The organism is Spirosoma sp. 209 (genome assembly GCF_002006735.1).
Classification (GTDB): Bacteria; Bacteroidota; Bacteroidia; order Cytophagales; family Spirosomataceae; genus Spirosoma; species Spirosoma sordidisoli.
The window spans coordinates 302,839-323,295 of record NZ_MVEC01000003.1 but is presented as its reverse complement, the minus strand read 5'-3'; the positions used below and the strand labels follow the sequence as shown (position 1 = coordinate 323,295).

Annotated in this window: 19 protein-coding genes; 18 read left to right on the top strand and 1 reads right to left on the bottom strand. The window is 58.2% G+C overall.

Annotated elements, in window-relative coordinates; translation table 11 throughout:
• The 15 genes from B1C80_RS07065 to lepB all read left to right on the top strand — a co-directional run bounded on the left by B1C80_RS07065 (position 1) and on the right by lepB (position 16,766).
• Positions 1-1,422 carry a DoxX family protein gene (locus B1C80_RS07065; protein ID WP_236648669.1) on the top strand — a complete coding sequence of 474 codons (1,422 nt, stop codon included), beginning with the start codon at positions 1-3 and terminating at the stop codon, positions 1,420-1,422.
• A 46-nt stretch (positions 1,423-1,468) separates the two neighbouring features.
• A complete protein-coding gene (locus B1C80_RS07060; RefSeq protein ID WP_236648668.1) occupies positions 1,469-3,145 on the top strand; it encodes a hypothetical protein in 1,677 nt (558 codons plus the stop codon).
• A complete protein-coding gene (locus tag B1C80_RS07055) occupies positions 3,138-3,752 on the top strand; it encodes a c-type cytochrome (protein ID WP_236648666.1) in 615 nt (204 codons plus the stop codon). The genes B1C80_RS07060 and B1C80_RS07055 overlap by 8 nt, the downstream gene beginning before the upstream one ends.
• Positions 3,753-3,786: 34 nt before the next feature.
• Positions 3,787-4,992, top strand: a complete 1,206-nt coding sequence (gene soxC / locus B1C80_RS07050; RefSeq protein ID WP_077920362.1) for a sulfite dehydrogenase — start codon at positions 3,787-3,789, stop codon at positions 4,990-4,992.
• Positions 4,993-5,027: 35 nt separating this feature from the next.
• Complete coding sequence (locus B1C80_RS07045; RefSeq protein ID WP_236648665.1) at positions 5,028-6,458, top strand: APC family permease; 1,431 nt, start codon at positions 5,028-5,030, stop codon at positions 6,456-6,458.
• Positions 6,451-7,905: an NAD(P)/FAD-dependent oxidoreductase gene (locus tag B1C80_RS07040; protein ID WP_077920361.1), complete on the top strand. Its 1,455-nt coding sequence runs from the start codon at positions 6,451-6,453 to the stop codon at positions 7,903-7,905. The genes B1C80_RS07045 and B1C80_RS07040 overlap by 8 nt, the downstream gene beginning before the upstream one ends.
• A gap of 38 nt (positions 7,906-7,943) precedes the next feature.
• Complete coding sequence (locus B1C80_RS07035) at positions 7,944-9,236, top strand: YeiH family protein (RefSeq protein WP_077920360.1); 1,293 nt, start codon at positions 7,944-7,946, stop codon at positions 9,234-9,236.
• Positions 9,237-9,249: 13 nt separating this feature from the next.
• Complete coding sequence (locus tag B1C80_RS07030) at positions 9,250-10,416, top strand: methionine aminotransferase (protein WP_077920359.1); 1,167 nt, start codon at positions 9,250-9,252, stop codon at positions 10,414-10,416.
• Positions 10,398-11,156 carry a carboxymuconolactone decarboxylase family protein gene (locus B1C80_RS07025; protein WP_236648663.1) on the top strand — a complete coding sequence of 253 codons (759 nt, stop codon included), beginning with the start codon at positions 10,398-10,400 and terminating at the stop codon, positions 11,154-11,156. Before B1C80_RS07030 ends, B1C80_RS07025 begins: the two co-directional genes overlap by 19 nt.
• A 34-nt stretch (positions 11,157-11,190) precedes the next feature.
• Complete coding sequence (locus tag B1C80_RS07020) at positions 11,191-11,994, top strand: mycofactocin-coupled SDR family oxidoreductase (protein ID WP_077920357.1); 804 nt, start codon at positions 11,191-11,193, stop codon at positions 11,992-11,994.
• Between the two features lie 93 nt (positions 11,995-12,087).
• Positions 12,088-12,870: a ParA family protein gene (locus tag B1C80_RS07015; RefSeq protein WP_077920356.1), complete on the top strand. Its 783-nt coding sequence runs from the start codon at positions 12,088-12,090 to the stop codon at positions 12,868-12,870.
• Between the two features lie 61 nt (positions 12,871-12,931).
• A complete protein-coding gene (locus B1C80_RS07010; protein ID WP_077920355.1) occupies positions 12,932-13,852 on the top strand; it encodes a ParB/RepB/Spo0J family partition protein in 921 nt (306 codons plus the stop codon).
• Between the two features lie 67 nt (positions 13,853-13,919).
• On the top strand, positions 13,920-14,747 hold the full coding sequence (locus tag B1C80_RS07005; RefSeq protein ID WP_077920354.1) for a DUF5683 domain-containing protein: 828 nt from the start codon (positions 13,920-13,922) through the stop codon (positions 14,745-14,747).
• Positions 14,748-14,779: 32 nt separating this feature from the next.
• Positions 14,780-15,526, top strand: coding sequence for a 4-hydroxy-tetrahydrodipicolinate reductase (gene dapB / locus B1C80_RS07000; RefSeq protein ID WP_077920353.1), 747 nt, complete (start codon positions 14,780-14,782; stop codon positions 15,524-15,526).
• 67 nt (positions 15,527-15,593) lie between these two features.
• On the top strand, positions 15,594-16,766 hold the full coding sequence (lepB, locus tag B1C80_RS06995) for a signal peptidase I (protein WP_077920352.1): 1,173 nt from the start codon (positions 15,594-15,596) through the stop codon (positions 16,764-16,766).
• A 212-nt stretch (positions 16,767-16,978) separates the two neighbouring features.
• Here the strand turns inward: lepB and ung are convergent, their stop codons facing one another.
• Positions 16,979-17,644, bottom strand: a complete 666-nt coding sequence (gene ung / locus B1C80_RS06990) for a uracil-DNA glycosylase (protein ID WP_077920351.1) — start codon at positions 17,642-17,644, stop codon at positions 16,979-16,981.
• A gap of 143 nt (positions 17,645-17,787) precedes the next feature.
• Here ung and apaG point away from each other — a divergent pair, with 143 nt between their 5' ends.
• The 3 genes from apaG (at position 17,788) to B1C80_RS06975 (ending at position 20,446) form a co-directional block, all read left to right on the top strand.
• On the top strand, positions 17,788-18,174 hold the full coding sequence (gene apaG / locus B1C80_RS06985) for a Co2+/Mg2+ efflux protein ApaG (protein WP_077920350.1): 387 nt from the start codon (positions 17,788-17,790) through the stop codon (positions 18,172-18,174).
• Positions 18,175-18,189: 15 nt separating this feature from the next.
• The gene (locus B1C80_RS06980) at positions 18,190-18,969 is read left to right on the top strand and encodes an O-methyltransferase (protein WP_077920349.1); all 780 of its coding nucleotides are present in this window, start codon (positions 18,190-18,192) and stop codon (positions 18,967-18,969) included.
• Between the two features lie 106 nt (positions 18,970-19,075).
• Positions 19,076-20,446, top strand: coding sequence for a hypothetical protein (locus B1C80_RS06975; protein ID WP_077920348.1), 1,371 nt, complete (start codon positions 19,076-19,078; stop codon positions 20,444-20,446).
• Positions 20,447-20,457 lie beyond the last annotated feature (11 nt).

Here is a 20,457-nt window from a genome sequence, read left to right as displayed (position 1 = left end):
ATGACACCCTTTCAGGACGAACCCCATCCGGCCTGGGAAGACCGGCGGTTTGGATTGCCCGCGCTGACGGAATGGCGACCCTACGAAAAATGGCTGTTCCGGTTCTTTGCGCTCTACTTCCTGATTCAGATCACACCGGTAGGCCCGTCTTTCTGGCGTACGCTGGTTACGGCCGACTGGCGGTCCAGTTTGTACCAGCCGCTGTTTCAGCTGGCCAAGTATACACCCCGCTTTGTGGGAGATGCCGATTCGCTCCTGAACTGGGGGATCGCAGCCGCACTGGCTGGCCTGGGCGCCGTGGGCTGGTCGGCCTGGGAGCGGCAGCGGGCCCAGTCGGGTCGGGCGCTGCCTGATTATGGTCAGCTAAACGCCTGGCTGCGGATTCTGATTCGTTATCGGCTGGCGGCTGGCCTGCTGGCGTTCGGGCTTATCAAGCTCTTTCCCCTGCAGGCGCCGGAGCCTTCGCTGAGCCAGCTGAACACGCCCTACGGCGAACTGACCGAGTGGAAACTTTTCGCGCTCACGCTGGGCGTAGTGCCCTCGTATCAGGCCTTTCTGGGTCTGATCGAAACCGTTGCCGGGCTGCTGCTGCTCACGCGCCGGTCGGCTACCATCGGCGCGTTTATCACGATTTTTTTCACGGGCAACGTCTTCGTGTCGAACATCGCCTACGACGGGGGCGAGTACGTGTACAGCCTGTTTCTGATCACACTGGCGCTGTATCTGCTCGCGTACGATGGGTGGCGGTTCTATACCCTGCTGGTGCTGGGCAAACCCACGGCACCCGCCCGGTACCGGCTCCGGTTCGACCCGGGCTGGCAGCAGTCGGTCCGGCTGGCCGGCAAGGCACTGGTCGTGCTGGTGATTGGCGCGTATGGGCTGTCGGCCTACGGAGCGCTGCGACAGGGTGGGCATCAGTATCCGAGCCTTACCGAAAGGGCCCGTTTGTCCGATGCGGCCGGGCTGTATACGGTGCGCGAGTTTAGCCTGAACGGGCAGCGCCTGCCGCCTTCTCCGACCGATTCGGTACGCTGGCATAACGTCGTGGTCGAGAAATGGAACACCATCAGCATCCGTCGCCCGGGGGCGGCCCCGCTAACCCGCCATAACGCAGAAGACATCGCCGGGCCCGATTCAGCGCGCCATTTCGAGTGGTCGGGGCAGATCGGTCGGCATTATTACCGCTACGAACCCGTAGCCAGCCCACCGGGGCAGACGGTGCCGATCGTGCAGCTCCGAAATCCGCAGCGCCCTGACGACACCTTTCAGCTTCGCTACGAACGCCCGGACTCCAGCACGCTGGTGCTGGCGGGCATCAACGCCCGGCGCGACTCGGTCTATGCCGTGCTGGAGCGTGTCGATAAGAAATACCTGCTGTACGAAGCCGCCAAAGTGGGTCGGCGGAAAGGATTAACCTTATAAAACCGAGAGTACCCTTCGCCCTGATGACTACTAACAACATTCGCTTATGATTAGCAACCAACCCTCGGGCGGGCTGAACCGGGTAGAATCGTCGCCCCGGACGGAGTCGCTTCGGCCGCAGCGGCCCCATCCAGAGCGGCCCCATCCAAAGTCGTTCCGGCCGCGTAGCTGGACACAGACCCAGAAGATTGCGTTCCGCATCGCGTTCATTTTCTTCCTGGCCATGTCGCTACCCAACAACCTGAGCTGGTACCGCGATGTGCTGGCCCTCGACTGGACGAATCTGCACTACCGGGATGTGTATGACATTGCCCGGTTCGGATCGGGGCTGACATTCTTCGGGAATACGCTGTTCGGTAGCTCGCTGCTCGGCTATGCTCCCTGGATCATCACCCTGCTGGTGGCCTGCGCAGGAGGGCTGGTCTGGACCGCCCTGGTTCGACTCCGGAAAGCCGATCCGGCTGATTACAACCTGCTCTATTACTGGCTGCGCGTGGTGGTGCGGTACCGGGCGGGGATAGGCATCATCGGATTTGGCTTCACCAAACTGCTGCCGACGCAGTTGCCCTATCCGTCGCTGGGGCTGATGAACACCAACTTCGGCGATCTGACCGGGCAGAAGCTCTACTGGTTGTCCATCGGTATCGTTCCCTGGTACGAAGTCTTTACGGGCGTGGTCGAAGTGGTGGCCGGGGCGCTGCTGTTTTTCCGAAAAACAACGTTTCTGGGCGCAGCCCTGCTGTTCGGTGCCCTGGCCGACATCGTCTATGTCAACCTGGCCTACGACGGGGGCGTGCATGTATACAGTTCGTATTTCGTGCTGCTGTCGGCTTTTCTGCTGTGGTACGATGTGCCGTTTGCCTGGAACCTGTTCGTACGCGAACGCTTTACGGTGCCCGTTTACCATTACCCTGATCTCTCCAAAGCCTGGCAGCGCTGGACCCGTTACGGCCTCAAAGCGATTACCCTGTTCCTGTTTATTGGGGTGCTCTTCTACTTGCAGGTTGTCAACTTTATCTACGACCCGTATAAGCAGCCTGCCCAGCGCGGTATCCGGGCCCTGCGGGGCAACTACGCCGTAACCGAGTTCCGGCTGAACGGCCAGCCCATACCCTACAGCCTGACCGACTCCACGCGCTGGCAGGAGGCCACTTTCGAAAACTGGAGCACCCTGACCTTTAAAGTCAACCGACCCGCGCGGCTGGACCTTAGCAATGGGGGAGGAGCCCCCATGCGCGATCTGAACCGAACGTTCGAGGTAACGGGCGTGGCGGGCGGACAGCGCGTGTTCTACTACGATGCCGATACGCTGAATCAGACGCTGTATTTGCAGGACAAGGTGCGTCTGAACGGCCCCCGCGACGATGCGCCCGGTGCGGGCAATCCCGGCGAGAGTGGAACGCGACGGAAAGAAAGAGCAAAAAATCCTAACGCGATTTCGGAGAAGCAGTGGATTCCGGCGCCGGCGCGGGCTACCATCGGCGATGAGTTTACGAAGGTGCACCCGCTGGTACAGACTACCCGGCGCCGGCGGGGACTGGTCGAAGAAAGCAAGCCCGCCGAGCGGAAACGGATGATACTTCGCTACCAGACCACCGACGGGCAGCGCGTGGTGCTGACGGGTATCGACGAGCGGAAAGATTCCATCTACGTGGTGCTGGACCGGATTACGCGGCCCTATGCTCTAACCGAAAGCACCCTCAAAGCCGGTCGATATGACTAACCCCTGGTGGCTGATACCCGTGTTTCTGATGCATTGGTATGGCTGGGAAGCCGTATCGATGCATTGGTTTAGAGCCGAAGCGCCCACCGGGGCCAGTGCTGTCAAAACCGATACCCTGCCCGAGCGGTTTGGGCCGGGGGCGTTTGGGTTCGGCAGGCCAGCCGAACCCGCGCAGGTGGCGACCCTTGACATCGACGTCAGACCGGACGGTACGGGGCTGCCTGCCGGTTCGGGAACGGTAGCGGCCGGGGCGGTAATTTTCGCGGCTAAATGCTCGGCTTGTCATGGGGCTGGCGGTACGGGTGGCCCCAACGGCGCACTGGTCATCACGGATGCGACCCCCGGAAAGCGGCCTGCCAAAGTCATCGGTAACTACTGGCCTTACGCGACAACTGTATTTGATTACATCCGCAGAGCCATGCCTTTTAACGAGCCAGGTTCGCTGACGAACGACGAGGTGTATGCGCTGACGGCTTTTCTGCTGCATGGCAACAAACTCATCGGCGAGAAAACGGTCCTGAACGCGAAAACAGTACCCGCTATCCGTATGCCCGCTCAACCCCGTTACGTGCCCGACGACCGAACCGGCGGTCCGGAAATACGCTGAGCCGGCCGGTATACCCCTGCCCTGATCCAACCCCATGAACAATAACCCCAATATCACCCGACGCAGCCTGCTGGGCGGAGTGATGGCCGTAACGGTCGTGCAAACCGCGCTGGCCAACGGACTACAGGTCGGTATGCCCGACGACCCGACCAAACAGATGGGCACTCCACCCGGAAAGCTGGGGTCGCGGTCGCGGTTCGAGACGCTGGCAAAAGCCCCGTCGGATATTTCGTCGCGGTCGCCGTTGCAGGAATTTACCGGCATGATCACCCCGTCGGATCTGCATTTCGAGCGGCACCACAACGGCGTGCCGACGATCGACCCGGCTACCTACAGCCTCACGATTCATGGGCTGGTTGATCGGCCAACGGTGTTTACGCTGGCCGATCTGAAACGCTTCCCGTCGGTGTCGCGCATCGCGTTTCTGGAGTGTTCGGGTAATTTCCGGACGGGCAAAGAGACCATGACGCCCCAGGATATTTGCGGCCTGACCAGCCAGAGTGAATGGTCCGGTGTTCGGCTGTCGACCTTGTTCCGGGAGGTGGGCGTGCGGGAGAAAGCCAGCTGGTTTTTGGCCGAAGGGGGCGACGCGGCCCTGATGACGCGGAGCATCCCCGTTCGTAAAGGCTGGGACGACGCCATCGTTGCCTATGCGCAGAACGGCGAGGCCATCCGGCCGGAGCAGGGTTATCCGGTTCGGCTGTTTCTGCCGGGCTGGGAAGGTAACACCAGCGTGAAATGGCTTCGTCGGATCGAACTGGGCGACGCGCCCTGGCACACCCGCGAAGAAACATCGAAATACACCGAAACTATTAAGGATGGCCGCATCCGGCAGTTCAGTTTCGACATCGACGCCCGGAGCATCATTACGTTTCCGACGTACCCAGCCCAGATTGAGCGCGGTTGGGTCGAGGTTCGGGGGCTGGCCTGGAGTGGCCGCGGAAAGGTAAGCCGGGTCGAAGTCAGCACCGACGCCGGAAAACACTGGCAGGTGGCCGAGCTGCAGGCGCCGGTCCTCGACAAGGCCCATACCGTTTTTCGACACCTCTGGCGGTGGGAGGGTAGCGAGACGCTAATTATGAGTCGTGTGGTTGACGAGACGGGCTATGTGCAACCTACGCTGAAGCAACTCCTCGACGCACGCGGCCCCGATACGGGCGGCTACCACATGAACCCGGTTACGGCCTGGCTGATCAAACCCGACGGGCGGGTACTCTATCAGCCCGACTACGGTCGCTGATGGGCAGTTGAGTCAAACAGGTTGTGCATCTGAAAATGAGTATTTGCTATACGGGAACATCGGTGTTTACGGGCGAACGGCTAACTTGCGGGGAGGGCTGGCCTACCGGCTCGTTCAGCATTTTTGGCGCGATTATGAGTGAAACCCATAAAATAGGCTGGCGGACGGCCACCTCACTGGTCATTGCCAACATGGTCGGTACGGGTGTGTTCACGAGTCTGGGCTTTCAGCTGGCCACGGTGCAGAACACCTGGTCAATCGTGCTGCTATGGGTGCTGGGCGGAGGGCTGGCGCTGATTGGTGCCTTTACCATGGCCGAACTCGGTACCCACTACCGCAGCGAGAACGGGGGCGACTACATCTTCATATCGCGCGGGCTGCACCCGTTTCTGGGTTACCTGTCGGCCTGGGTATCGCTGGTGGGTGGATTCGCGGCTCCGGTAGCCATTGCCGGCAAAGCCATGGAAGCCTACCTGAGCCCGTTCGATCAGACCTGGCTCGGAACGGCCAACAGCCGCTGGCTCACCGTGGCCCTCGTGCTGCTGATCGGGCTGATACACTCGGTCAGTCTGCGCCATAGCAGCGTATTTCAGAACGCCACGACCTTGCTGAAAATAGCGTTTGTGGCGGTATTGCTGGCCGTTGGGTTTGCCGTAGCGCCGTCGGAGCCCAATGCGCTGCGGTTCAGGGCGGGGGTGTCGGACGAGGTGTTTACGTCGGGCTTTGCCGTATCGCTGCTGTATGTAACCTACGCCTATACCGGCTGGAATGCCGCGGCCTATATCGTCGCCGAAATCCGTAATCCCCGCCATAACCTGCCCCGGGCGCTGTTGCTGGGTACGGGGGTGGTGACGGTGCTATACGTGGCGCTGCAGCTGGTTTTTCTGCGGTTTGCCAGTCTGGATCAGCTCCGGAACCAGGCTGATGTGGCCGTGCTGGCTTTTCAGCATGGTTTCGGGCCGACGGCCGGCAAATGGATCAGCGTTGGTATTGCCGTTCAACTGCTGGCTACCATGAGTTCATACGTCTGGGTAGGGGCGCGGGTAACGAGCCGTATGGCTGCCGACTTCCCGCTCTGGCGGTATTTTTCGGTGGTCTCTCCGCAGCAGGTTCCGGTTCGGGCCATCTGGCTGCAGGTGGGGGTTACCCTGCTGCTGCTCTTCTCCGGAACCCTCGAGCAGGTACTGCTCTGCACATCGTTCGTGCTGCAGCTGATGGGTACGCTGGCGGTGGCGAGTCTGCTCCGCACCCCGCGCCGGACCGACGACTTTCCGAGTCCGTTTCGCCCGTATCTGCAATGGGCCTACATTGGCTTCAGCCTTTTCGTGCTGGCCTTTATCATCAGCGACCGACCCGTCGAAAGCCTGATCGGGCTGGGGATAGTCGTGGTGGGCGGAGCAACGTACTGGATCAAACCACCCAATCAAACCCGGGTTCGCCCGCAAACCCAATCGACGTATGAGTAAGTCTGACTATGATGCGGTGGTTGTTGGGGCCGGCCCCAACGGGCTGAGCGCGGCTATCGTGCTGGCGCAGGCAGGCCTGTCGGTGCTGGTGCTGGAAGCGCGATCAGTCATTGGGGGCGGTACCCGATCGGCCGAGCTAACCCTGCCCGGTTTTATGCATGACATGGGGTCGGCCATTCATCCAATGGCCGCTGGATCGCCCCTGTTTCAGAGTTTGCCCCTGGCCGAGCATGGGCTGGAATTTATTTACCCGCCCGTAGCAGCCGCGCATCCGTTCGACGGAGGGACGGCTGCTATTTTGGCTGGGTCCGTAGCCGATACGGCCCGGACGCTTGGCGCTGATGAAGAAACATACCGGCGGTTGTTTGAACCGCTGGTGCGGCACTGGCCCGGGCTGGCCCCCGATGTGCTGGGACCGCTGCGATTTCCGGATCACCCGATCGATCTGGCGCAATTTGGCCTGAACGCCCTGCTGCCGGCAACCCAGCTGGCCCGGCGTTTTAAAACCACCGAAGCGCGGGGCCTGCTGGCGGGTATGGCCGCCCACGCTATTCAGCCCCTGACCAACCTGACAACGGCGGCTATTGCGCTGGTGCTGATGACGGTGGGCCACCAGCGTGGCTGGCCGATGCCCAAAGGTGGGTCGCAGCAGATCGCCAATGCCCTCGCGTCGTATTTTCGATCGCTGGGTGGCCGGATTGAGGTAGACCGCCCCGTCAGAACGCTGGCCGACCTGCCCAAAACCCGGGCCGTGCTGTTCGATCTTACCCCGAAGCAGCTGCTGTCTATCGCGGGTGATCGGTTTTCAGCGTTCTATCGAAAACAGCTGGAGCGCTACCGCTACGGACCCGGTATTTTTAAAGTCGACTGGGCGCTCGACGGTCCTATTCCGTTTGCCGCTGCCGACTGTGACCGCGCCAGCACGATTCACCTCGGCGGCACCCTGGAAGAGATCGTAATGGCTGAGCAGCAGACCTATGACGGGCAGCATCCCGACCGGCCGTATGTGCTTCTGGCCCAGCAAAGCCGCTTCGACGCCAGTCGCGCTCCGGCCGGAAAGCATACCGCCTGGGCCTACTGCCACGTACCGAACGGCTCGACCGTCGACATGACCGACCGCATAGAACGGCAGGTTGAGCGGTTTGCGCCGGGTTTTCGGGATCGGATTCTGGCCCGCGCTACGATGAACACCGCCCAGGTAGAAGCCTGGAACCCTAATTACGTTGGGGGCGACATCAACGGGGGGATCATCGATATCGGGCAATTGTATACGCGGCCATCCCTGAGCCTGACGCCTTACCGGACGTCGGAACCGGGGCTGTTCATCTGCTCGTCGGCCACGCCACCCGGCGGTGGGGTACACGGAATGTGTGGCTACCAGGCCGCCCGGGTGGTACTGCGCGATAGTTTTGGCCTGGCTACACCGGTAGTTTTGACGAACCGATAGATTTCATATTGTAAGGAAGACAAACAACGCACAAACGAATGGAAAGTACGAGTAAGAAGACAACCGCAGCGACGCAGCCCGCTATCCCGCCCGCTACATCGATCCTGAACGAAGACTGGACCGTTGTGGTGCTGGGGCTGGCTATCATTGGCCTTTCGCTGACCGGACTGGTCATTGCCGCCCCGGCTTTTGGCTGGAAAGACAGCAGCGATCTGGCAGGCACCGTATTCTCGGCGAAAAATCTGGTGGCCATAGCCGCGCAGTTTGCGTTTACCTACGTGGTGGCGCTGGCCGGCGCCTGGCTGACAGGTCGTTCCGTTCGGGCTACCGCGCTGGGCTTTCCGGTTATCTTCGGCCTAACGGTGCTGGCTCTTATTCTGGCGGGGAACAAAACCCTCAAGGACCTCAACCTCGAAGCCGTTATTTTCAGCCTGATGATCGGCCTGGCCATTGGTAATACGATGCGGCTCCCCGACTGGCTGCGGGCTTCTCTGGCTACCGAGCTGTTCGTGAAAATCGGGCTGGTGCTGCTGGGTACGACCGTCATCTTCGGCGATATTCTGAAGGCGGGCTCGCTGGGGCTGATTCAGGCGCTGGTGGTGGTGTTATCGGTCTGGTACGTGGCGTACTGGATCAGCAAGCGGCTGAAAATTGACGATGAAATGACCATGATGCTGGCGTCGGCGGTGTCTATCTGCGGGGTGTCGGCCGCCATTGCCACGGCGGGCGCTATCCACGGCGACAGCAAAAAACTGTCGTACGTGATCTCGCTGGTGCTGATTACGGCTATTCCGATGATGCTGCTGATGCCCTACGCGGCTCAGGCCATGGGACTTACGCCCGAAGTGACGGGCGCCTGGCTCGGCGGTACGATCGATACCACCGGCGCGGTGGTGGCGTCGGGTTCACTTGCGGGCGAGGCCGCGCTGAAAATCAGTACCATCGTCAAGTTCTCGCAGAACGTTCTCCTCGGACTGGCGGCTTTTGCCATCAGCGTTTACTGGACCTACTCGGGTAAAGACGGTGTACAGGCCGAAAAACCCACGCTGGGCGTGATCTGGGAGCGGTTTCCGAAGTTCATTCTGGGTTTTCTGGGTGCATCGCTGCTGTTCTCCTTTGCGCTGTCGGCCGAAACGATCGATACGGTAAAGGGAAGCCTGAAAAGCCTGCAGGGCCTCTGGTTCGCGCTGGCCTTTGTAAGCATCGGGCTCGAAACCCGGTTTGCCGATCTGTTCAATGCCGACAACCGCCGACCACTTTACGCGTTTCTGCTGGCACAGGGCTTCAACATTATCATTACGCTGGTGGTGGCTTATTTTCTGTTTCAGTAGTTGACCTCTCTGCATGCAACCTACGCAAACGCTTGCTTCTAAACTGCCCCGCGTCGGCACCACGATCTTTACCGTCATGTCGAAACTGGCGGCTGACCTGGGAGCGCTGAACCTGTCGCAGGGGTTTCCGAGCTTTCCGGCCGACCCGGCCCTGCTGGAGCTGGTCACGAAAGCCATGCGCAACAATCATAACCAGTATGCGCCCATGGCGGGCATGCCGGTGCTGCGCGAAGCCATTGCGCAGAAAACCGCCGATGTATACGGTACGACCTACGACCCGGACAGCGAGATTACGATTACTTCGGGTGCTACCGAAGCGCTCTATGCCGCCGTTACGGCCGTGGTGCAGGCTGGCGATGAAGTCATTGTATTCGAACCGGCCTATGACAGCTATGTACCCGCCATCGAACTGGCCGGGGGCGTTCCGGTATTCGTTAGCCTGACCCCACCCGACTACGCCATCGACTGGGCAGAGGTAGCCACGAAAGTAACCGATCGGACCCGGCTGATCATGGTCAACACCCCCCATAACCCGACCGGCCGCGTCTGGACCGCCGATGATCTGAACCATCTGGCTAATCTGGTGCAGGAGCGCGACCTGTTTATAATCAGCGATGAGGTTTACGAACATATTACCTTCGACCAGCGGCCACACCGCTCGCTGATGCAGCACCCTGTTCTGCAGGAGCGAACGTTTGTGGTGGGGTCGTTTGGGAAAACGTTTCACGTAACGGGCTGGAAGGTCGGGTACTGCCTGGCCCCGCGCGAGCTGACCGTCGAGTTTCGGAAAGTACACCAGTTCCTGACCTTCAGCGTATCGACCCCGATGCAGGTGGCGCTGGCCGGGTATCTCAGCGAGCCCGACCGCTATCTGTCACTGGCCGGGTTCTACGAGCAAAAGCGCGACCTGTTTCTACAGGCGCTGGCCGGGTCGCGGTTTGCGTTTACGCCCACCGAAGGCACTTTCTTTCAGAACGTGTCCTACGCGGCTATAACCGACGAGCCCGACTACGATCTGGCGGTTCGGCTAACGAAAGAGATCGGTGTAGCCTCCATTCCGGTATCGGTCTTTTACGACCAGCGGAACGACTACCACATACTCCGGTTCTGCTTTGCCAAAGATGACGAAACCCTCCGCCGGGCCGGCGAAAAAATAGCCCAGTGGAGCAGGACCATGTAACGCGCCCATTATCCAGCGCCCGCTCCGTCTCGCCCGGCTCGCCAGTCCGACGCCAATCACTACGCTGGTTTGCCACGAATCAGGTTTATCATGCCGCTATTTTTGTCATTCCGACGAAGGAACGACTAAGCAACTACTACCCCGTTCCCTTACCCGCATCATTCATCGCTCATCATTCATCACTCATCACTCAATCTGTGTCTCGCATCGATCCACTACCGGAGAGTCAGGCGTCAGACGACCTGAAAGCGGCCTGGGCCCGGCACATCGCTGACTACCCCGGTTCGCGCATCACGAACATGAAGGCTACCCTGAGTCATTCGCCCCTGGCGTTCGACGTATATATGCAGTGGTATCCGCTGTATCAGGCGGTCATCGGGCTGGTGGGTAACCGGCTGGCTTACCTGTTTGCGCATGCCATCTCCGACGGATCAGACTGCCCGCTCTGCACCATGTTCTTCCGGAAGATCATAATCGACCATGGCGAGAAGCCCGAAGCGCTTGTCCTGACCGACGACGAGCAGACGCTGCTCCGGTTCGGGAGTGAGATGGCCCGAAACAAGGGTGAAGTGCCTGCTGATCTGTACCAGGCCGTGGCCCGGCGACATACGGCGGCAGAACTCGTTATACTCGTCGCTTTTGCCGGGCAGATGATCGCTACCAACGTGTTCAACAATGCGCTGGAGGTGGAGGTCGATCCGTACCTGGCTCCGTATTATCCTGTAACCAACCCAACCTGACAAGGCTGCATAAGCCGTCAAAATAACCTTCAGTATGGCCAGTCTAACCGGCAAAACGGCTTTTATCACGGGCGCAGCCCACGGGCAGGGGCGGGCTGTCGCGCTGGCACTGGCGCAGACAGGGGCCGACATCGTTGCGTTCGATGTAGCCCGCAATCTCACCTATCCGGCCTATACGTTCGGGTCTGAGAACGAACTCGACTCGCTGCAGCGCGAAATCAACGCTATCGGTACGCGTTGCCTGATCTGGCAGGGCGATGTCCGGCGCGACGACGATATCACGGCGGCCGTGGAGCAGACCATGACCCACTTTGGCCAAATCGATATCCTGTTCAACAACGCGGGTATCTGTGCGTATGGGCTGGCCCACGAGCTGACCGAAGCCGCCTGGGACGATATGCTCGATATTAACCTCAAAGGGGCCTGGCTGGTAGCCCGTCGGGTCATACCCGTTATGATGGAGCAGCAGTCGGGCGTTATTATCAACAACTCCAGCATTGCCGGTCTGCGGGGCATGAACCGGCTGAGCCATTATGCCGCGTCTAAATGGGGACTGGTGGGGCTGACCAAATCCTGGGCCATTGAACTGGCGCCTTATAACATCCGGGTCAACTCCATTCACCCCACCGGCGTGAACACCCCCATGAACGATGGTCTGGCCGCGCTGGAGGGAACCACCACGCAGGAAATAGCCGAACGGTCGGCGGGGAACCTGTTGCCCGTACCCTGGGTAGAGCCCGAAGACGTGTCGGCTATGGTGCTCTATCTGGTTTCTGACGGAGCCCGTTACATCACTGGTTCGCAGTTCGTGCTGGATGCGGGCCTGTTGACCCGCTGAGGCTGTTTCACGACTTTTTGTGAAACAGTCGTGGAACATAGCTTGGATTCGTGAAAACTATCCGGCATATTTGGGACTGCAACGCACAGACCCATGGGTAAAGTCATTGCTATCGCCAACCAAAAAGGGGGCGTCGGTAAAACTACAACGACAATAAATCTGGCCGCCAGCCTGGCCGCCCTCGAATTCCAGACGCTCATTGTTGACGCAGATCCGCAGGCCAATTCGACCTCGGGACTGGGCTACAATCCGAAAGAAATCGAGAACAGCATTTATGAATGCATGGTGGAGGGCGTACGTCCTCACGATGCGATCATACAAACGGAGTTTCCAAATCTGGATCTGCTGCCGTCACATATTGATCTGGTCGGAGCCGAGATTGAGATGATCAATCTTCAGAACCGCGAAGACAAGATGAAGAACGCGCTCGACAGCATCCGCGATGAGTACGACTTTGTTATTATCGACTGTTCTCCATCGCTCGGTCTGATCACAATCAACAGTCTGACCGCGGCTGACTCGGTGATTATCCCGGTCCAGTGCGAGTACTTCGCGCTCGAAGGACTGGGTAAACTGCTCAATACCATCAAGATTATTCAGTCACGGCTCAACACCCGGCTATCCATTGAAGGTATTCTGCTAACGATGTACGACCTGCGCGTTCGGCTTTCGAACCAGGTAGTAGGGGAAGTGACGACCCATTTCCAGCAAATGGTATTCAGCACCATTATTCCCCGCAACATCCGGTTGAGCGAATCGCCCAGTTTTGGCGTACCCGCCCTGGCTCAGGATGCCGACAGTAAAGGAGCCGTCAGTTACCTGAACCTGGCCCGCGAAATTCTGATCAAGAACGGCATGATGCCGCAGGAAGCCTAGTACTACGGGCCAACCCCCGTGATTTCTACCAACATAACGGGCTTCGGCTCGTATCCAAGGTATGGAGAACGCGAACACCAAAGCACCGAATAAGAAGATGATTGGACTGGGCCGTGGATTAGGTGCGCTGCTGCATGACAGTGACGCGGTAAACCGCCAGACCAAAACCTCGCCGTTTGAGTCGATCAGTACCATGACCGAGATCAGCCTCTCGCTGATCGAGACAAACCCGTTTCAGCCCCGAACCCGGTTCGATGAGGAAGCGCTTCAGGAACTGGCGGAGTCGATCCGGGTACAGGGTATTATTCAGCCCATTACGGTTCGTCAGTTAGGCAAAGACCGCTACCAGCTGATCTCCGGCGAACGGCGCCTTCAGGCCTCCAAGCTGATTGGACTGACAACCATTCCCGCCTATGTCCGGACGGCCAACGACCAGCAGATGCTGGAAATGGCGCTGATCGAGAACATCCAGCGCGAGAACCTCAATTCCATAGAAATTGCCCTGAGCTATCAGCGGCTTATTACGGAATGTAGCCTGAAGCAGGAAGAACTGGGCGAACGGGTGGGTAAGAACCGCACCACGGTCAACAACTACATCCGGCTGCTGAAGCTGCCCCCCGTTATTCAGGCAGCTCTGCGCGACAACAAAATATCGATGGGGCACGCCCGGGCTATTATCAACATCGAAAACCCCGATTCGCAGATCCGGCTCTTTAACCGGGCTGTCGATGAAGAATGGTCGGTGCGAAAAGTTGAAGAAGCCGTACGGAACCTGTCAGACGATGACGATCTGCTAACCGCCACCCGGCGCGTGACGCTGCCCAAACAGGAAATGCGGAGTCTGCAGTTCAAGCTCTCGTCGCTGTTCGGGACCAAGGTATCGATCAAAGCCGATGAGAAGCATAAGGGTGAGATCAAGATCCCGTTCACGTCGCAGGAAGAGCTGACCAAGATTCTGGAGGTTCTCAATTCCCAAACCTAGTGGTGTTAAATTATCGTAAACGGATACAGCGCCCGGTCAACCAACCGACTTTGAGCGTTGTGTAAGCATGAAACAGCTTATTGTCCTATTTGTAGCCGTTCTGCTGTTCAACGTACCCGTTCAACGCCTGTTTGCACAACAACCCGCTATTGTGCCCGCCAGGACACCGGCAGCCGTTGACTCGACGCGGCAGATCCGGTCGGTCGCCGACACCATTCCGGCTACGTTGCCCAACAACGGAGGTCGCCCGATTCGGGTGGGTTCGTCGGAACTGACCCCGGAGGGCGACTCGCTGGTGCAGTCGCTGGCGGATACCATTCGGGTAGGAGCCCGTCAGCAGGCCGAAATCCGAAAAATTATTCCCCGACAGGCTACCATCCGGTCGCTGATTCTGCCCGGCCTGGGGCAGGCCTATAACCGGCAGTACTACAAAATACCGTTTATCTACGGCGGATATGCCGCTATTGGCTACTACTTCCTGCGCTACCGGCGGCTGGCTAACGAAGCCGAAGATGGCTACCGACTCCTTCTGTACGGGCGCCAGATAGTTGGCCCAACGCAGGTCGAACTCACCAACATACCCCAGCTGATCAGCCAGCCGATTCCCGTACCGGCCGTGATTGAGAAAGTGGAGGAGGTGCAGATTGGCGATAATATTTTCCGGTCGACGGCGGGTGCCAAAAATGCGTACGACTTCTACCGGCGCTATCGGGACCTGAATATACTCTTGTCTATTGTGCTCTACGCCGTAAGCGCCGTGGAGGCCAACGTAGCGGCCCACCTGAAAACCTTCGATCTATCCGACGATATTTCCATGCGTGTTGAGCCAACCGTACTACCTTTGCCGGGCACCGGGCCCGTGCCGGGGATACGCCTGGCCCTTACATTCAAGTAACGGAACCCGTCGCTGACAACACCGAAAAAAACATGAACATTCTTTTGCTTGGCTACGGTAAAATGGGGAAAGCCATCGAGCAGCTGGCGCTCGAACGGGGCCACCAGATTGCCGGTCGCATAGACGCCGACAACCGCGCCGATTTCGATACCCTGCCCAACGAGGCTGTTGATGTGGTTATTGAGTTCAGCTCACCCGAGTCGGCTGCCGAAAATATTACCTATTGTCTGGAACGGGGCTGGCCAGTCGTTTGTGGCACAACGGGCTGGCTGAGCCAGCGGCAGACCATCGAGGCCGTTTGCCGCCGGAAAAACGGGGCTTTCTTTTACGCGTCGAACTACAGCATTGGCGTCAACCTGTTTTTTAGGCTAAACAAAACGCTGGCGCAGTTCATGCGTAATTACCCATCGTATCAGGTGTCGATGACCGAAATTCACCATGCCGAAAAGAAAGATGCGCCCAGTGGCACGGCAATTACGCTGGCTGAGGGGGTTCTGGAACACTTGCCGACCAAACGCCGTTGGGCCAGTAAAGAGACCGATAGTACCAATTCGCAGATCAATTCGACCGAAGCGGTTGAAATTGAGTCGCTTCGTGAAGGATCCGTACCCGGAACGCATACGGTTCGCTACGATTCTGACGTTGACCGGATTGAAATTACCCATATTGCCCACAGCCGACAGGGGTTTGCGCTGGGAGCTGTTGTCGCGGCCGAATGGATCATTGGCCGCGAGGGCATTTTCGGGATGGACGACCTGTTGGGTACGAATGATCAATGATGAGCCCGCGCTGCCTTTCATCGACCATCATTCATCGGTAATCATTCATCATTAATTGTTATAGGACGTGTCTGAAGTTAAAACCCGCGCCGACCGTAAACCGGCTAAAGCCAAAAAATCACCTCTCCGCGAATGGTTCGATTCGATTCTGTTCGCCGTTGTGGCAGCTACCCTCATCCGGTGGCTGTTTATGGAAGCCTTCACGATTCCGACGCCATCGATGGAAAACAGCCTGATGGTGGGCGATTTTCTGTTCGTGAGCAAGCTCCATTACGGTACCCGTACTACCACAACACCCCTCCAGGTCCCTTTGACTCACCAGAAAATCTGGGGAACCAACATTCCGTCGTACAGCACGGCCATTCAGCTGCCCTCGTACCGGTTGCCCGGCTTCACGAGTGTGAAAAATGGCGATGTCGTCGTGTTCAACGTACCACCCAAATACCTGAACGACAACATCGACTACCCGGTCGATCTGAAAACGAATTACATCAAGCGCTGCGTCGGTATCCCGGGCGATGTGCTCGAAGTACGGCAGCGGGAAGTGTATGTCAACGGCACCCTGCTGCCCAAGCCGCCCCGCTCGGAGCAGAAATATTTCCTGAAAACAGCCGAGGTGCTGGACGCGGCCTTCTTCCGTAAGTACGACATCGTGAACGACTACCGTGATCCGGGCCAGCCGACCGAAAACTGGAAGCCCCTGGAGCAGTATAACGACTCGACCAAGAGTTCGACCATGGTGGGGTACAGCATCAACACGACCGAAACCGTTACCAATCAGCTGAAGGGGTTCGACTGGGTGAAAGGAATCGAGCCGATGAGCGATAAGCCGGGCGAAATGTCGCCGGGTATCTACGGTACCCCGACGTTCAAGTGGAACCACGACAACTTTGGCCCGATTACCGTACCAAAACAGGGCGTAACGATTCCGATCAATGCGCAGACCATAGCGCTCTACGGCCCGGTCATCGAACTGTACGAAGGCAACGAAAACGTAGTGTCTAGTCCAACCGGTATCAAGATTGGCGGCAAACCAATCACCTCATACACGTTTAAGCAGGACTATTATTTCATGATGGGCGACAACCGCGACAACTCGCTGGATTCGCGCTTCTGGGGCTTCGTGCCGGCCGATCATATTGTCGGCAAAGCCGTGTTCGTCTGGATGTCGCTCGATCCGAACCCGGACAAGTGGTATAACAAAATCCGCTGGAATCGTCTGTTCAGAACGATCGATTAAGAAAACAGCCGAAAAACGGCCGAAGGGGCAGGAATGGAAAAAGCTGGATACTAAACCTATCCGCTTCTCCCGTTCCTGCCCCTTCGGCTGTTCGGATTGATGAGACTGGTGGCAGGGCCTGGTCCAGCTCCTGATAAGGGCGTTTTGTTATCCCGCGTTTTTTGTCATCCCGACCGGTCCGCCGGTGCGGCAGAAGGGATGACAAAAACGTCTTACCACTCGATGGGAGGCAGGCCTTTGCTCTGGAGGTAGTCGTTGGCCTGGCTAAAGTGTTTGTTACCGAACCAGCCGCCCCACTGGGCTGCCATGGGGGAGGGGTGTTTCGATTTCAGAACCAGGTGCTTCTTACTATCGATCACGGCCCCTTTCTTCTGGGCGTAGGCTCCCCAGAGCATGAAGACCACGTGTTGTTTCTGGTCGGAAATCAGTTTGATTACCGAGTCGGTAAATGTTTCCCAGCCTTTGCCCTGGTGCGACCCCGCCTGCCCGGCGCGAACGGTCAGCGTAGCGTTGAGCAGCATAACCCCCTGACTGGCCCAGCGTTCGAGGTTCCCCGATTTAGGAACGGGCTTGCCCAGGTCATCCTGAATTTCTTTGAAGATATTGACCAGGGAGGGGGGCTTCTGTATACCGTCGGCTACCGAAAACGCCAGTCCGTTGGCCTGCCCTTCGCCGTGGTAAGGGTCCTGCCCCAGAATAACGACCCGGGCGTCGTCGAACGAACATTTGTCGAATGCGTTGAAAATCAGTTTTCCCGGCGGGAAAATGCGCTGGGTGCTGTATTCCTGTCTAAGAAATTCGGCCAGTTGCTGAAAATAGGGCGCGTCGAATTCAGGTTGCAGGTAAGGTTGCCAGGATTCGGCTATGGAAACTTTCATTTGCGGGAACTGATACGGGTGAATGGGAATTATAGGCCAAAACCGCTGGAACCTATACCCCGAAAATTTTTAAGATGGGTTCTTGCGTAAAATAACTTATCAACCGTATTTTCGTTGTAAGGTTGCCAAACGACAGGATAATTATGGTATCGTCAGTCACTGAAGGCGTAAAAGTGAGCGTGAAGACTGAGTATCAATCGGACTACTCCAGCCCGCTTCAGGCACACTACGTATTTACCTACCGAATCACGATCGAAAACGCGAGCGACTACACCATCCAGCTGCTTCGCCGGCACTGGCTCATCTACGATTCGAACGGCACCGTCCGAGAGGTCGAAGGCGAGGGCGTAGTTGGTCTGCAACCCGTTCTGGAGCCGGGTGAGGTACACGAATACGTGTCGGGTTGTAACCTCCGGTCGAGTATGGGCAAGATGGCCGGCACCTATCTGGTCGAGCGCATTATTGACGGAAAACGGCTCCAGGTAAATATTCCCGAGTTTACGATGGTCGTGCCATTCCGCTTAAATTAGTCATTACTTTCTCCGTTGGTTCGTTCTTATTTCCGCTACCTCGGCCGCGCTCGCGACGAGCACTCGCTGCATTCGCCCTTTTTATTTGCCCTGTATACCCAAGTTATCCAGGCCGACAACCGGCGTGAACCGGCTTTTGCGCCAATCCGCTCGCTTCGACACGAAGTACGTCGGAACAAAAACCGGATCGATATTACCGACTTCGGGGCAGGCTCGAAAGTAAATGGCTCGCGGCAGCGCAGCGTGGCCGATATTGCCCGGCATTCGCAGAAGCCCGCCCGCTTTGGTCGGTTGCTTTACCGGCTGATTCGGCGCTTCCGGGCGCGAACGGTGCTCGATCTGGGTACTTCGCTGGGGCTGACAACGGCGTATCTGGCCGAAGCCGCCCGGCTCAACCAGGGGCAGGTGTGGACGTTTGAAGGTTGTCCGCAAACGGCTGCGCTGGCCCGTCAGCACTTCGAGCAGCTCAATATTGACAATACAACCGTTGTGGTGGGCAACCTCGACGAAACCCTGCCGGCCCGGCTTGCCTCCCTCGACGCGCTCGATCTGGTATTTTTCGATGCCAACCATCGCTACGAGCCTACAGTCCGTTATTTCGAAACCTGCCTGCCTCACGCCCATAACGATACGGTGTTTGTATTCGACGACATTCACTGGTCGGAGGAGATGGAGCAGGCCTGGGCGTACATAAAGAACCACCCGGCGGTGCGCGTAACGGTTGATCTGTACTGGGTAGGGCTCGTATTTATGCGTACCGAACAGCCCCGGCAGGACTTTGTTCTCCGTTTCTGAATCAGGGAATTAGCTGCCCATCGCAACAAAAAAACAGGTAACTTGTGCGGTATTACAGCCGCTGTTTTTTCGTTATCAGAACGAACGCATTTCCTCCCAAACCTGTATGAACCGTCTGACGTCTACGCTCTTGCCCTCAGGAATTGGAGTTGCCTGTTTGCTGCTGGCCATGGCTTCGTGCCAGAATGCCGCCACCGACGCGACCGACGACCCCACGGCGGTATCGTCGTTCGACCTGATGCAGCAGAAAATTCTGACCCCCTCCTGTGCTACGGCGGGTTGCCACGCGTCGGAGAAAGACCCTTCGTTTGCGCAGCACGGCCTGGTACTGGCTGCGGGGCTGGCGTATCAGAACCTGGTGGGCGTTGACCCCAAAAACAGTTCAGCCAAAGCCGACGGGCTGAAGCGGGTAAAGGCGTTTGCGTCGCTGGAGAGCCTGCTTTACCATAAACTCAACGCCAGCGCCGGTCACCATAGCGGCCGTCAGTACGGTAACCTGATGCCGCTGGGGAGTGCGCAACTGCCCGATGGTCAGGTCGAGTTTGTTCGGCGCTGGATCGAAGCGGGCGCTCCAAAAACGGGGAGTGTGGCCGATGCGGCTCTGCTGGATGATAAAACGACTACCGGAGCCACCTACGAACCCCTGGCGGCACCGGCCAGCGGGCGGGGGATACAGATGCGGATTGCGGCTTTCGATATCCAGCCGAAGTTTGAACGCGAGCTATTTACCCGTCAGCTGGTGGGCAACACGGCCCCCATGTACGTAAACCGCTACGAGATCAAGATGCGCAGCGGCAGCCATCACTTTGTAGCCTACGACTTTCGGAACAAAAGCCTGCTGCCGAACCTGAACGACATCCGCGATCTGCGTAACCCCGACAACTCGCTGAACTTCGCGACGGCCCTGACCATGTCGAACCACGTGTACCTGGCCGGATCGCAGGCGCAGTATATCGATTACACGTTTCCTGAAGGCATGGCCTTGCTGCTGCCCGCCGGCGCGTCGCTCGATCTGAACTCGCATTACGTCAACAAGACCGATGGCGTTATGAAGGGCGAAGCGCAGTTCAATCTCTACAGCATAGACCCCGCGCAGGTCAAACAGGTCGTGCAGACGCTCGATCTGGGCAACAGCAGCCTGAACCTGCCGCCCAATCAGCGCACCACCGCCACCCGATCGTTCACCTTCAACAAACCGCGTCGTATTCTGACGCTGACGTCGCACATGCACAAGCTGGGCGAAAAGTTCGTGATCCGGATCAAGGGCGGCACCCGCGACGGCGAGATTATCTATACCTCGACCGACTGGGAGCATCCGGACATTATTACCTTCAAAACACCCATCGACCTGAAGGCCGGCGAAGGGCTTACTTCCGAAATTACCTACAACAATACCACCAGCAAGGCCGTTGGTTTCGGCCTGACCAGTGAGGATGAAATGGGAATTATCTTCGGGTATTACTACGAATTGCCGTAGCTCTCACGGCT